Source organism: Pseudomonas proteolytica (assembly GCF_007858275.1).
Classification (GTDB): domain Bacteria; phylum Pseudomonadota; class Gammaproteobacteria; order Pseudomonadales; family Pseudomonadaceae; genus Aquipseudomonas; species Aquipseudomonas proteolytica.
On record NZ_VFEV01000009.1, the window covers coordinates 89,596 to 103,107 of the forward strand.

Below are 13,512 nucleotides of genomic sequence, written 5' to 3' on the forward strand. Positions count from 1 at the left end.
GGTTGGCCGCAGAGCCGGAGCGCGAAGCTGCAGTCCCGGTAGGAGCTGGCTTGCCAGCGATGGCGGCGTACCAGGCAACCTATGCTTGGGCTGACACACCGCCTTCGCGGGCAAGCCCGCGCCTACAGGGGTTGGATTTTGGTCGCACTACAGCGTTCTTAACGCATCACCACAATCCCCGCCACCAACACCACCGGCCAGGCCAACATCGCGGCTCGCCATCCCAGGGGCGCGTGACGTAGTTCCATGAACCCATCGGCAATCACCCAGGCTTTGGCTACTGCGGCCAGCACCACTGCCCACCACCACCCCGCAGCACCGGACATGACGGTGCCCACGCTCAGCAGCACCAGCGCGACCCAGCACGCCAGCAGCCTCACAACACGTACACCAACGGAAACAACACTACCCACACCAGATCCACCATATGCCAATACAACACCCCGGACTCCATCCCCGACTGGCGCCCCGGCCCGTAAGCCCCGCGCCAACAGCGCAACGCCAACCACGCCAGGATCACCATCCCCAGCAGTACATGCAAAAAGTGAAAGCCGGTCAAAATCCAATACAGGGTAAAAAACGTACTGTGCTCCAGCCCCAACCCCGCAGCGGCCAGGTGGCCGTACTCGCTGAGTTTGATCCACACATACACCAGCGCCACCAACAACCCCAGTACCAATAACCCAGCCGCCCGCCGCGAGCGGTCGGCGAGTGCCTGTTGCTGGGCCAACGCCGCAAGCAGGCCGGCCGTCAGCAGGCTCAGGGTCATCGCCAGGCCGGTGGAGGTGTCCAGTTGTGCGCGGCCTTCGGCAAAGACCTCGGGCCGTAGCGTCTGGGTCACGGCAAAGGCAAGGATCAGAATCGCAAACACCGAGAGTTCGGCAAGGATAAAAAACCACATCGCCAGATCACCCGGCAGGCGCCGGTCAACTGAAGTGAACATCAACCACATCCATCAGGGCCGCGACGGTTTGCGGGTCGTCGCTCAGCGCTTCTGCCAGGCAGGCCATGCACGCCTCGCGGGGCGGCATGCCGGCGGCGATCAGGCGGGCGGTGAAGATCAGTAGGCGCGTAGAGGCCACCTCCTCCAGGTCATGCTGGTCAAGCCGGCGCAAGGCTTGCCCCAGGCGCACCACCTGGGCCGCCAGGGCGCTGTCGACCTGGGCTTCGCGGGCGACGATGCGTTCTTCTTCGAGTGTCGATGGATAGCCAAAGCGCATCGCCACAAAACGCTGGCGCGTGCTGGGTTTCATGCCCTTGAGCAGGTTCTGGTAACCGGGGTTATAGGACACCACCAACATGAACGACGGCGGCGCCTTGAGGACTTCGCCGGTGCGCTCCAGGAACAGCTCGCGACGGTCATCGGCCACCGGGTGCAAGACCACGGCGGTGTCCTGGCGCGCCTCGACGACTTCGTCGAGGTAGCAGATGCCCCCTTCGCGCACCGCGCGGGTCAGCGGGCCGTCCTGCCACCAGGTGCCCTGGGCGCCGATCAGGTGGCGGCCAATCAGGTCGGCCGCACTGAGGTCGTCGTGGCAGGCCACGGTATACAGCGGCAGTTGCAGACGGTGGGCCATGTGCTGCACGAAGCGGGTCTTGCCGCAGCCGGTGGGCCCCTTGATCAGCACCGGCATGCGGTGACGCCAGGCGTGTTCGAACAACTCATGTTCGTTGTTGACGGCTTGATAGAAGGGTTCGGTCATGGCGCACCTTGCATGGACAACGGGTTTGACCGCCACGCTACGGGGGCCTGCGACAACCTGGCAAGCCGTACTCAAGGCAAACTTGATCGCCGTCAAGCGGTCATTCACCCACCGCGACATAGTCTCTGCTGGCACTAAGAACCTGCGTTCTACCCGGATCGCAAAGGTCTTGCCTGAGGAGATATGGAATGCTGACTCGCAACAAAACACCCTTTGTACTGACGCTGGCCGGGCTCAGCTGCGCGCTGGCCCTGGCCCTCTCAACCCAGGCCTTCGCGGCGGCCCCCGCACCGGCTGCAGCCATGGTCAAGAGCCCCGGCGCACCCGACTTGAGCCAAGCCGAGTTCGATGCCTCCAAGCAGATCTACTTCGAGCGCTGCGCCGGTTGCCATGGAGTGTTGCGCAAAGGCGCCACCGGCAAGCCGCTGACCCCGGACATCACCCAGGCCCGTGGCCAGGCGTACCTGGAGGCCTTGATCACCTATGGCTCCCCCGCCGGCATGCCGAACTGGGGCACCTCCAATGCGCTGACCAAAGCGCAGATCACCAGCATGGCCACCTTCATCCAGCACACCGCGCCAACGCCACCGGAATGGGGCATGGCCGAAACCCTCAAGACCTGGAAGGTGCTGGTCAAACCCGAAGACCGTCCGAAGAAGCAACTCAACAAGCTCAACCTGGAAAACCTGTTCTCCGTCACCCTGCGTGACGACGGCAAAATCGCCCTGATCGACGGCGACAGCAAGAAAATCGTCAAGCTCATCGACACCGGCTATGCCGTGCATATCTCGCGGATTTCCGCTTCCGGGCGCTACCTGCTGGTGATCGGCCGTGACGCCAAGATCGACATGATCGACCTGTGGCCCGTCGAGCCGACCAAAGTCGCCGAGATCAAGGTGGGCATCGAGGCCCGCTCGGTGGAGACCTCCAAGTTCAAGGGCTACGAAGACAAGTACGCGATCGCCGGTTCCTACTGGCCGCCGCAGTTCACCATCATGGACGGCGAGACCCTGGAGCCCAAGCAGATCGTCTCTACCCGTGGCATGACCGTGGACAAGCAAGAGTACCACCCGGAACCGCGTGTAGCGGCGATCATCGCCTCCCACGAATGGCCGGAGTTCATCGTCAACGTCAAGGAAACCGGCAAGGTGATGCTGGTCAATTACCAGGACATCAAGAACCTCACCATCACCACCATCGACGCCGCGCCGTTCCTGCATGACGGCGGTTGGGACAGTACCCATCGTTATTTCATGACGGCGGCGAACAACTCCAACAAGGTCGCGGTCATCGACTCCAAGGAGCGCAAGCTCACTGCTCTGGTGGATGTGGGCAAGACCCCGCACCCCGGTCGTGGCGCCAACTTTGTGCACCCGCAATATGGTCCGGTGTGGGCCACCAGCCACCTGGGTGACGGCGGTGTTTCGGTGATTGGTACCGACCCGGTCAAGCACCCGCAGTACGCCTGGAAGCAAGTGACATCGCTCAACGGCCAGGGCGGTGGCTCGCTGTTTATCAAGACCCACCCCAACTCGCGAAACCTCTACGTCGACACCACCCTCAACCCCGACACCAAGCTCAGCCAGTCGGTAGCCGTGTTCAACATCGACAAGCTCGACGCCGGCTACACCGTGCTGCCGATTGCCGAATGGTCCGGCATCAAGCAAGGCGCCCTGCGCGTGGTGCAGCCGGAATACAACAAGGCGGGTGATGAAGTGTGGTTCTCGGTGTGGAACGGCCAGGAAGAGGAGTCGGCGCTGGTCGTGGTCGATGACAAGACCCTCAAGCTCAAGAACGTGATCAGGGACAAGCGCCTGATTACCCCGACCGGCAAGTTCAACGTTTACAACACCCAATTCGATATCTATTGAGCTTCATCAACAAGAGGCAACCCAATGAAAAATATCCTGCTTGCACTCGCGGCCCTGGGCGCGGCGTTAAGCCTGTCCACGGCGCTTGCCGAGGATGGTGCGGCGCTGTTCAAGAGCAAACCCTGCGCCGCCTGCCACACCATCGACAGCAAGATGGTGGGGCCGGCGCTCAAGGAAGTCGCGGCGAAGAACGCCGGGGTCAAGGACGCAGACAAGACCCTGGCCGGCCATATCAAGAACGGTACCCAGGGTAACTGGGGGCCGATTCCGATGCCGCCAAACCAAGTCACCGATGCCGAAGCCCTGACCCTCGCCCAATGGGTGTTGAGCCTCAAATAAGCACAAGGAGCACGCCATGCAAGTCTCGATGATCGGTTCGGCCATGGCGCTGCTTTTTCTTATTCCCGCGCCGGTGCATGGAGCACCGGCGCCTGCACGCCAGGTCCAGCTGGAACACCTGCTGACCCAGGACTGCGGGGCCTGCCACGGCCTGCACCTGACCGGCGGCCTGGGCCCGGCCCTCACGCCCCAAGCCCTGGCCGGACAGACCCGCGACACCCTGATTGCCACCGTGACTTATGGCCGCCCTGCCCTGGCGATGCCCGGCTGGGCCCCGTTGCTCAATGCCGGCGAGATTGCCTGGCTGGTGGACCGCCTCCTGCAAGGAACCCCCGCGCCATGATCCGTCCCCTGCTTGCCTGCTTTGCCGGCCTGTTGCTCACGGCCTGTGCCCAACCCCCGCTGCGCGGCACCGGCGACCTGGGCCTGGTGGTGGAACGTGCCAGCGGCAGCCTGCTGATTATCGACAGCAGCAACCAGGCCCGCCTGGCGCGGGTCGAGGGGCTGGGCGACTTGTCCCATGCTTCGGCGGTGTTTTCCCGGGACCAACGCTACGCCTATCTGTTTGGTCGCGACGGCGGGTTGACCAAGGTTGACCTGCTGACCATGCGCATCGACCAACGCCTGATCCAGGGCGGCAACAGCATCGGCGGCGCGATCAGCCAGGATGGGCGCCTGATTGCGGTCTCCAACTACCAGCCAGGTGGGGTCAAGGTGTTCGACGCGCAAACCCTCAAACAGGTGGCCGATATCCCGGCCACACCCCTGGCCGACGGCAAGCGTTCGCGGGTGGTGGGCCTGGTGGATGCGCCGGGGCAACGCTTTGTGTTCAGCCTGTTCGATACGGACGAGATCTGGAGTGCCGATTTCAGCCAGGGCAACACCCCGGTCATCACCCGCTTCAGCGGTATTGGCCGCCAGCCCTATGACGCGTTGATCACTGCCGATGGCCGTTACTACATGGCCGGCTTGTTTGGCGAGGATGGCATGGCCCAGCTCGACCTGTGGCACCCCGAGCACGGGGTCAAGCGCGTGCTCGCCGACTACGGCCGCGGCCAGGAAAAACTGCCGGTGTACAAGATGCCGCACCTGGAAGGCTGGGCCGTGGCCGACAACCAGGCCTTCGTGCCCGCCGTAGGTCGCCACCAAGTGCTGGTGATGGACGCCCGCACCTGGCAACAGACCGCCGCCATCGCCGTGGCCGGCCAGCCGATTTTTGTCACCGCGCGCCCCGACGGGCGCCAGTTGTGGGTCAACTTCGCCTACCCGGACAACGACCGGGTGCAGGTACTCGACACTGAGACCCACCAAGTGGTCGCGGACCTGCGCCCCGGCCCCGGGGTGTTGCACATGGAATTCACCGGGCGCGGTGAGCAGCTGTGGTTGTCGGTTCGCGACGGCCAGCAGGTGCAGGTTTGGGATCCTTATCGTTTGACCTTGCTCAAGACCCTGCCGGCCGAAAGCCCCAGCGGCATCTTCTTCAGCAGCCGCGCGCAAAAAATGGGGTACTGAGATGGAACTGGATGAACTGACCGCACGCCTGATCGACCGCTATCAACATGGCATGCCGCTGTGCGCCGAGCCTTACCTGGAGATGGCCAACACCCTGGGCTGCAGCGAGAAAGAGTTGATGGCCTGCCTGCAACGCCTGGAACTGGCGGGCGCGCTGTCGCGGGTCGGGCCGGTATTCGATCACAGCCGCGCCGGCGCCAGTACCCTCGCCGCCCTGGCGGTGCCCGCCGAGCGCCTGGAGCAGGTGGCGGCGCGCATCAGTCGCTACCCCGAGGTCAATCACAACTACGCCCGCGAACATCACTACAACCTGTGGTTTGTGCTGACCGGGCCCAATCGCCGCCATCTGGAACAGATCCTGGAGGAGCTGGAAAAGGACACCGGCCTGGTCCCCCTGGACCTGCCAATGCTCACCTCCTACCGCATCGACCTGGGTTTTGCCCTGGGAGGCCACCCGTGATCGCCCCGCTGAACCACGAGCAATTGCTCGACCTGCGCCAGTGCCTGGAGCGTGGGCTGCCGCGCGTTTCGCGGCCCTATGAAGACCTCGCAGAGCAGATCGGCGCCCACCATTTGCAGGTGTTGAAGCAGATGCAGCAATGGCAGGAACAGGGCCTGTTCCGCCGCGTCGGCCTGGTGCTCAACCATCGCGCCCTGGGCTATGTGGCCAATGCGATGCTGGTGCTGGACGTGCCCGATGCGCTGATCGATGAAGTCGGCCAGCGCCTGGCCCGCGCGCCGGGCATCACCCTGTGCTACCAGCGGCCACGGCGCTTGCCGCACTGGCGCTACAACCTGTTTTGCATGGTTCATGGCCGTGAGCGCGCAGCAGTGCAGGCGCAGATCCAGGCACTGCTGGACCAGCACCTGCTCGCCGACTTGCCCCACCACCTGTTGTTCAGCACGCGCATGTTCAAACAATGCGGCGGGCGCTTTGCACCGCCACCGTCACAGGTATGGGCCCATGGATGAACTCGACCGGCAGTTGATCAACCGCCTGCAGCGGGGCCTGCCCCTGGTACGTCACCCCTGGCAGGCCGTGGCGGCAGAGTTGCGCAGCACGCCCGACGAGTTGCTCGACCGCCTGCATCTGTTGCTCGAAGACGGCGTGCTGACGCGCTTCGGGCCGATGTTTGATATCGAGCGCCTGGGTGGCGCGTTCACCCTCGCCGCCCTTGCGGTGCCCGAGTCCCGCTTTGAACAGGTGGCGGCGCAACTCAACGAACTGCCGCAAGTGGCCCACAACTACCGGCGCGAGCACCCCTGGAATATGTGGTTTGTGCTGGCCTGCGCGACCTGCGCCGACCTCGACCAGACCCTGGCCCATATCCACACCATTACCGGGCTTGAGGTGCTCAACCTGCCCAAGGAGCAAACCTACCATGTCGGTCTGTACTTCCCGGTTTGACGAAACCCTGGCCCAACGCTTGATCCAATTGACCGAGTCCGGCCTGCCCCTGGTGGAAGATCCCTGGACCTGGCTCGCCGAGCAACTGGGCATCAGCGTCGAATCCACTCTCGACCTGCTCAAGCGCCTGCAGGCGGAAGGCGCCATCCGCCGGATCGCCGCCGTGCCCAATCACTACCGCCTGGGCTACCGCCACAACGGCATGACCGTGTGGGATGTGTGCGATGAACAGATGCCGCGCCTGGGCGAGTTGATCGGCGCCCAACCCTTTGTCAGCCACTGCTATCGCAGGCCCAGGCGTGCGGACTGGCCCTACAACCTGTTCGCCATGGTGCATGGGCGCAGCCGTGAGGAAATCGACAGCTACCGTGAACACCTGCGCTTTCTGCTGGGCACTGCCAGCCGGGCCGACGAGATGTTGGTAAGCAGCCGCATCCTGAAAAAAACCGGCCTGCGCTTGGCCTCTCCTCGCTCCAGTAGAAGCTGGCTTGCCAGCGAAGGTCGTTAACGATAACGCGGGCATCCTGGATGAACGTGTCGCCGGGGCGTTTTTCGCGAGCACGCTCGCTCCTACAACAAGGAACATCTTATGCTTAGGATCAGTCATTACCTGCGCACCCTGGCCGGCCAATGCCCGCCTCCACGCAGCGCCAAACCCGGCAGCCAGCGCGCGCCGGTGGTGATCTGGAACCTGCTGCGCCGTTGCAACCTGACCTGCAAGCACTGCTATGCCACCAGTGCCGACAGTGTGTTCCGCGATGAACTGGACACCGAAGCAGCACTGAAGGTAATCGATGATCTGCACGAGGCCGGGGTCAAGGTGTTGATTCTCTCGGGTGGCGAGCCCCTGCTGCGCGAAGACCTGTTCCAGCTCAGCGCCTATGCCCGCAGCAAGGGTTTTTTCGTGGCGCTGTCGAGCAATGGCACGCTGATCGATGAGGGCAATATCCAGCAGATCGCCGCCGCACGCTTTGACTATGTGGGCATCAGCATCGATGGCTTGAAGGCCACCCACGATGCCTTCCGCCAATGCGAGGGCAGTTTCGAGCGCTCGATGCACGCCATCAACCTGTGCCGTCAGGCGGGGATCCGCGTCGGCCTGCGCACGACCCTGACCCAGGAAAACTACGCGCAGCTCCCGCAACTGCTGGCCCTGATGCGTGAATACGATGTGCAGAAGTTCTACCTCTCGCACCTCAACTACAGCGGGCGTGGCAAGCGCAGCCGGCAGCTGGACGCCCATCAACAAATGAGCCGCGACGCCATGCTGATGCTGTTCCAGCAGGCCTGGGACGACATCCAGAATGGCGTGGCCAGCGATTTTGTCAGTGGCAACAACGACGCCGACGCCGTGCTGTTGCTGCAATGGGTGCACCAGCACCTGCCGGAACACTACCCGCAACTTGAACACCTGCTGCATGCCTGGGGCGGCAATGCCTCGGGCAGTGGCATCGCCAATATCGACAACACCGGCGAAGTGCACCCGGACACTTACTGGTGGCAGCACTCGGTGGGCAATGTGCGCCACACCTCGTTCCGCGAGATCTGGCTGGAGCGCCCCGACCCGCTGCTGCTGCGCCTGCGCCAATACCCGCGCGAGATCGGTGGCCGTTGCACCGACTGCCGCTGGCTGGGCATTTGCAATGGCAACACCCGCACCCGCGCCTGGGCTGGCGGCGACCTTTGGGGCCCGGACCCCGGTTGCTACCTCAGCGACGCTGAAATCGCCCGCACGCCGCCCACCTTGATTCCTTGCTCGGCACGCTGAACCACCGGCCGGCTACCTGGTGAAACAACCGGGGGCCGCCAACCTGATGATGAACCAAGGAAGTCTCATGCACTCATCCCACGCGTTACCCTCCGTGCTGCACAGCCCCTTCCACCCCGGTGAAGTCGCCCTGGTCGGCGCCGGCCCCGGTGATCCGCGCCTGTTGACCCTGCGCGCCTGGAGCCTGTTGATGCAGGCCGATGCCGTGGTGTTCGACCGCCTGATCAGCGCCGACCTGCTGACCCTGATCCCGCTGACCTGTGCCCGCCATTACGTGGGCAAGGCCAGCGGGTATCACAGCCTGCCCCAGTCGCAGATCAACGAACTGCTGGCCGAGCTGGCCCTGCAGGGGCAGCGCGTGGTTCGGCTCAAGGGCGGCGACCCGTTCGTGTTTGGTCGCGGTGCCGAAGAACTGGAGTACCTGCTGGCACAAGGCGTTTCGTGCCAGGTGGTGCCAGGCATCACGGCGGCCTCCGGTTGCAGCGCCTATGCCGGCATCCCCCTGACCCACCGTGACCTGGTCAATTCGTGCCGCTTCGTCACCGGGCATTTGCAGCGCGACGGCGAATTGAAGTTACCCTGGGCCAGCCTCGCCGACAGCACCCAGACCCTGGTGTTCTACATGGGCCTGTCGAACCTGGCGATGATCGCTGAGCGCCTGATCGATGCCGGCCTACCCGCCGACACGCCCGCTGCGTTGATCTGCAACGGCGCCCGCGCCGACCAGCAGGTGCATCGCGGCACCCTGCGCCTGCTGCCAGCCATGGCCTTGATGTGCGAGCCCGGGGTGCCGACCTTGACGGTGATCGGGCATGTGGTCGACCTGTTTGCCGATGCGGCCCTGCACTACCCCGCCAGCCTGGCGCCCGCACACCGCGCAGTGTCCGGGGTGGCGGTATGAAACGCCTGTGGCTGGTGCCACTGCTCTGGGCCAGCGCCGCCCACGGCGCAACCGATGCCGCCGCCGATTATCAGCAGCATTGCCAAAGCTGCCATGGCCTCAACCGGGTCGGCAGCAGCGGCCCGGCGTTGCTGCCCGAGAGCCTGGGGCGGATCAAGCCGGCCGAAATTCGCCAGGTGATCGAGCAAGGCCGCCCGGCCAGCCAGATGGCAGCATTCGCCCCGCTGCTGACGGCGCAACAGATCGACGGCCTGGTGAGCTTCTTGCAACAGCCGCCCGCCACGCCCGCGACCTGGAGCGAGCAGGACATGCGCAGCAGCCATCGCCAATTGGCCGACCTCAGTCAACTGCCCAGCACCCCGCAGCACCACGCCGACCCGCTGAACCTGTTTGTGGTGGTGGAATCGGGCGATCATCACATCGATATTCTCGACGGGGATCGCTTTGAAGTGCTCGACCGTTTTGCCTCGCACTTTGCTGTACATGGCGGGCCGAAGTTCTCGCCGGACGGGCGCTTTGTGTACTTCGCTTCGCGCGACGGCTGGATCAGCCTGTATGACCTGCACAACCTCACGCTGATCGCCGAGATCCGCGCCGGCCTCAATACCCGCAACCTCGCGGTGAGCAAGGATGGGCGCTGGGTGCTGGTGGGCAATTACCTGCCCGGGAACCTGGTGGTGCTGGATGCGCGCGACCTGTCACTGGTCAAGACGCTGCCGACGGGCTCACGGGTCAGCGCGGTGTACACCGCCCCGCCGCGCAACAGTTTTATCGTCGCCCTCAAGGATGTGAATGAAGTCTGGGAGTTGTCCTACGCGGCGCCCAAACCGGACTTCGAGCCCCGGCGCATCCAGGCCCAGGATGTGCTCGATGACTTTTCCTTTTCCCCCGACTACCGCCAACTGCTCGCCACCTCACGCAAGGCCGGCGGCGGGCAAGTGATCGACCTCGACTCCGGGCAGGTGGTGACCGACATTGCACTGGCGGGCATGCCGCACTTGGGCTCGGGCACTTACTGGCAACGCAACGGGCAGTGGGTATTTGCCACGCCGAATATCAGCAAGGGGCAGATTTCGGTGCTGGACCTCAAGACCTGGAAGCTGATCAAACAGATCCCCACCTTGGGGCCTGGGTTCTTTATGCGCAGCCACGCCAACTCGCGCTATGTATGGAGTGATGTGTTTTTTGGTCCGGACAACGACGCGATCCACTTGATCGACAAGCAGACCCTGGAAATCGCCCACACCCTACGGCCGATGCCGGGCAAGACCGCGGCGCACGTGGAATTCACCCGGGATGGACGCTACCTGCTGCTGAGCATCTGGGACCGTGAGGGTGCGTTGATCGTGTACGACAGCCAGACCTTGCAGGAGGTCAAGCGCCTGCCCATGAACAAGCCATCGGGCAAGTACAACGTGGGCAACAAGATCGAGTTTGCCGAAGGGACTTCCCATTAGCCTGTGGCGAGCGGGGCTGTCGTGGTGAGTGGGGCTTGTTGTGGCGAGCGGGCTTGCCCCGCGCTGGGCTGCGAAGCAGCCCCAAAACCAGGCAACGGGCAATGCCTGACACACCTCATTGTTCTTGAATGGGGCTGCTTCGCAGCCCAGCGCGGGGCAAGCCCGCTCGCCACAACAAGCCCACTCACCACAACAAGCCCCACTCACCACAACAGCCCCGCTCACCACAACAGCCCCGCTCACCACGACAGGGCTATGCATCGGCCTCATCGCTGACCCGGTCCGCACGCTCGCGCACAAAGCCTTGCACGGCTTCGCCAGGCAGCGCTTTGCTGAAATACCAGCCCTGGATAATCAGCTCCGCCCCGGCGTGCCCCCTGCCCGACTGTAGGAACGCCAACTGCTCGGCCGTCTCCACGCCTTCCACCACCACGCCCAGGTTCAGTGCTTCACAAAAGCGCAACATGCCGGTCAAGACCTGCGCGCCCTTGGGGTCCTGCTGGGCCACCACAAAACTGCGGTCGATCTTGATGAAGTCGACCGGAAACTGGTGCAGATAACTCAGCGCGGAATACCCTGTGCCGAAGTCGTCGATATAAACCTTGGCCCCAATGGCCTGCAGTTTCTCGATTATCTGCCGGGTTATCTGGATATCGCCCACCAGCGCATCCTCGGTGATTTCCACTGACACCTGGCCGTTGGCCTGGGACAGGATCTGCACCAGTTGCTTGCCGTACGCCGGGGTCATCAGGGTAGCGCTGGAGATATTGATGGTGATTGGCAGCGCAAACCCGATTTTCTGCCACTTCTGGTACTGGCGCACCGCCTGGGAAGCCACCCACAGGTCGACGTCCGGCATCAAGCGGGCCTGGGCCAGCCACTGGAGGAACTCCCAGGGCGAATGCACCTTGCCTGCGCCATCACGGGCACGCATCAGGGCTTCGCAGCCGGTGCACAAGCCTGTCCGGGAGGACACTTGGGGCTGGTACTCCAGGTAGAACTCGTAGTCGCTGATCTGCTGGATCCTGCTTAAATCAAGGGCCTGGCGGGCCAGCGCCTTGTGCGACGTCAGCACCGGGTCCATTTCCAGCAGTCGGCCTTTTTCTTCGAGCCCGCGAAAGGTCATGTCGAATGACTTGAGGTAGACGGTCGCGCCCTCCAGGGTCTGCCGATGGATTGCCCGGATATAGGGCGCGTAGACCAGCGTCCCCACCCCCAGCAACACCAGTTGCAGGGCCACCGCGGCCAAATCGCCCTGGGTGCTCAGGTAGGCATTGAGCAGCACCGGCGCGGTGAACGGCACACTGGCCACCGCCGGCGAGACCCAACCGGCCTGCACCACGAGCAATGCCAGCATGGTGTTGATCACCGGGACGGCTAAAAAGGGAATAAACAGGCGCGGATTGAGGATGATGGGCAAGCCAAACAGCAACACCTCGCTGACGTTGAACAGCGACAACGGCAGGCTGGCCACGGCGAGCAGGCGCATGGACTGGCTCTTGGAAAACAGCAGAATCGCCAGCAACAGACACAGGGAACCGCCAGCCCCGCCAATAAAGGCAAAGCACCCCAGCAGGCCGGCATTCAGCACATAGAGGATGGGCTCTCCCGCCGCCAACGCCGCCCCATTGAGCACCACCGCCTGATCCAGTGCGTCAAACAGCGGCTGGATCGCATACACACCATGGATGCCAAAAAACCACAGCAGCGAATTGATCGCGGTAATAAACATCCCGCTGCCATAAGGCGACTGCAACGCATCAAGCATCACCGGGCCCTGGAACTGGGCCACATGGGGAACCTGCAACAGCAACGACAACGTCGCCACCAGCAGCAACGCAGTGATTGCCCCCGGTACGACCATGTTGATGGTGCCCTTGAGGTTGTGTCCCACCAGGTCCTCATTGACCAGACGGGTCCAGCGGTACCGATGCAGCCAGGCAATCACCGGGACATTGATCAGCGGCGAGGCAATGGCAATGAACAAGACAAACGTCGCCGAGGCGCGGGGGTAGTCGCGCAGGACAAAGGTGGCGATGACGACATGCGCCAGGCACAGGAAGGCCACGGGCAACTGGGGTAAGCGGTGCTGGATCGCCAACATATAGCCGATGGAAGCCGCGACCAGCAGGGGGATCACGGAGCTGATCTGGGCATGCAGGCCCGCCAGGAATGCCACCACCGGCGGTGGGAAATCGAGGATCCGGGCACATTCGGACAACAGCAGGAACCCTGCCGAGACCAGCAGGCACGGCAGGATCCACAACAGCCCCTCACGGATGGCCCGCAGCGACTCCGTGCTCGCCAGGGCCGCCAGGCGTTGGGTGAAAAAGAGTTTGAACAGCGTTTGCGCCATGATTTTCTCCTTACACCCTTCCTGGCCTTGAGGCTGCCTGATCGGGGGCAGCGCTTCAATCGGAGTCTTCAACGAGGGGTTAACGCTACACGCCCAGGCACCGGGAGTGAAAGGGTTTTGCCCCGCCTGGGCAGGATAAATCGCCCCTCCATACCTGCGGGCGCACTGGCAAGGGTGTAATTTCCTACGCTTTTTGA

15 protein-coding genes are annotated in these 13,512 nt (G+C 63.5%); 11 read left to right on the forward strand and 4 right to left on the reverse strand.

Features of this window, described 5'->3' with window-relative positions; translation table 11 throughout:
* Nucleotides 1–158 precede the first annotated feature (158 nt).
* The 3 genes from FIV38_RS08725 to FIV38_RS08735 are packed head-to-tail and all read right to left on the reverse strand — an operon-like array spanning nucleotide 159 to nucleotide 1,703.
* On the reverse strand, nucleotides 159–380 hold the full coding sequence (locus tag FIV38_RS08725; RefSeq protein WP_268876932.1) for a cytochrome C oxidase subunit IV family protein: 222 nt from the start codon (nucleotides 378–380) through the stop codon (nucleotides 159–161).
* Nucleotides 377–943: a cytochrome c oxidase subunit 3 gene (locus FIV38_RS08730; RefSeq protein ID WP_029291255.1), complete on the reverse strand. Its 567-nt coding sequence runs from the start codon at nucleotides 941–943 to the stop codon at nucleotides 377–379. The genes FIV38_RS08725 and FIV38_RS08730 overlap by 4 nt, the downstream gene beginning before the upstream one ends.
* On the reverse strand, nucleotides 927–1,703 hold the full coding sequence (locus FIV38_RS08735; RefSeq protein ID WP_029291253.1) for a CbbQ/NirQ/NorQ/GpvN family protein: 777 nt from the start codon (nucleotides 1,701–1,703) through the stop codon (nucleotides 927–929). Before FIV38_RS08735 ends, FIV38_RS08730 begins: the two co-directional genes overlap by 17 nt.
* A 188-nt stretch (nucleotides 1,704–1,891) precedes the next feature.
* Here FIV38_RS08735 and FIV38_RS08740 point away from each other — a divergent pair, with 188 nt between their 5' ends.
* The 11 genes from FIV38_RS08740 to FIV38_RS08795 all read left to right on the forward strand — a co-directional run bounded on the left by FIV38_RS08740 (nucleotide 1,892) and on the right by FIV38_RS08795 (nucleotide 10,959).
* Complete coding sequence (locus tag FIV38_RS08740) at nucleotides 1,892–3,574, forward strand: nitrite reductase (RefSeq protein ID WP_070994234.1); 1,683 nt, start codon at nucleotides 1,892–1,894, stop codon at nucleotides 3,572–3,574.
* Between the two features lie 24 nt (nucleotides 3,575–3,598).
* On the forward strand, nucleotides 3,599–3,913 hold the full coding sequence (locus tag FIV38_RS08745; protein WP_029291248.1) for a c-type cytochrome: 315 nt from the start codon (nucleotides 3,599–3,601) through the stop codon (nucleotides 3,911–3,913).
* A 16-nt stretch (nucleotides 3,914–3,929) separates the two neighbouring features.
* Nucleotides 3,930–4,256 carry a c-type cytochrome gene (locus FIV38_RS08750; RefSeq protein WP_029291245.1) on the forward strand — a complete coding sequence of 109 codons (327 nt, stop codon included), beginning with the start codon at nucleotides 3,930–3,932 and terminating at the stop codon, nucleotides 4,254–4,256.
* Complete coding sequence (locus FIV38_RS08755; protein WP_029291242.1) at nucleotides 4,253–5,425, forward strand: cytochrome D1 domain-containing protein; 1,173 nt, start codon at nucleotides 4,253–4,255, stop codon at nucleotides 5,423–5,425. The genes FIV38_RS08750 and FIV38_RS08755 overlap by 4 nt, the downstream gene beginning before the upstream one ends.
* A gap of 1 nt (nucleotide 5,426) precedes the next feature.
* On the forward strand, nucleotides 5,427–5,885 hold the full coding sequence (locus FIV38_RS08760) for an Lrp/AsnC family transcriptional regulator (protein WP_029291240.1): 459 nt from the start codon (nucleotides 5,427–5,429) through the stop codon (nucleotides 5,883–5,885).
* Nucleotides 5,882–6,397: a siroheme decarboxylase subunit beta gene (gene ahbB / locus FIV38_RS08765; RefSeq protein ID WP_092237068.1), complete on the forward strand. Its 516-nt coding sequence runs from the start codon at nucleotides 5,882–5,884 to the stop codon at nucleotides 6,395–6,397. The genes FIV38_RS08760 and ahbB (FIV38_RS08765) overlap by 4 nt, the downstream gene beginning before the upstream one ends.
* The gene (locus FIV38_RS08770; RefSeq protein WP_092237071.1) at nucleotides 6,390–6,833 is read left to right on the forward strand and encodes an Lrp/AsnC family transcriptional regulator; all 444 of its coding nucleotides are present in this window, start codon (nucleotides 6,390–6,392) and stop codon (nucleotides 6,831–6,833) included. The genes ahbB (FIV38_RS08765) and FIV38_RS08770 overlap by 8 nt, the downstream gene beginning before the upstream one ends.
* Nucleotides 6,808–7,341, forward strand: a complete 534-nt coding sequence (gene ahbB / locus FIV38_RS08775) for a siroheme decarboxylase subunit beta (RefSeq protein ID WP_070994233.1) — start codon at nucleotides 6,808–6,810, stop codon at nucleotides 7,339–7,341. The genes FIV38_RS08770 and ahbB (FIV38_RS08775) overlap by 26 nt, the downstream gene beginning before the upstream one ends.
* Before the next feature lie 81 nt (nucleotides 7,342–7,422).
* Nucleotides 7,423–8,601, forward strand: a complete 1,179-nt coding sequence (nirJ, locus tag FIV38_RS08785) for a heme d1 biosynthesis radical SAM protein NirJ (RefSeq protein ID WP_029291229.1) — start codon at nucleotides 7,423–7,425, stop codon at nucleotides 8,599–8,601.
* 67 nt (nucleotides 8,602–8,668) lie between these two features.
* Nucleotides 8,669–9,502, forward strand: a complete 834-nt coding sequence (cobA, locus tag FIV38_RS08790; RefSeq protein WP_092237072.1) for a uroporphyrinogen-III C-methyltransferase — start codon at nucleotides 8,669–8,671, stop codon at nucleotides 9,500–9,502.
* Nucleotides 9,499–10,959 carry a cytochrome D1 domain-containing protein gene (locus FIV38_RS08795; RefSeq protein ID WP_092237075.1) on the forward strand — a complete coding sequence of 487 codons (1,461 nt, stop codon included), beginning with the start codon at nucleotides 9,499–9,501 and terminating at the stop codon, nucleotides 10,957–10,959. The genes cobA and FIV38_RS08795 overlap by 4 nt, the downstream gene beginning before the upstream one ends.
* Nucleotides 10,960–11,212: 253 nt before the next feature.
* Here the strand turns inward: FIV38_RS08795 and FIV38_RS08800 are convergent, their stop codons facing one another.
* Entirely contained in the window at nucleotides 11,213–13,315 is a 2,103-nt protein-coding gene (locus FIV38_RS08800; RefSeq protein ID WP_092237078.1) for a PTS sugar transporter subunit IIC/EAL domain-containing protein, read from the reverse strand.
* Between the last annotated feature and the right edge of the window lie 197 nt (nucleotides 13,316–13,512).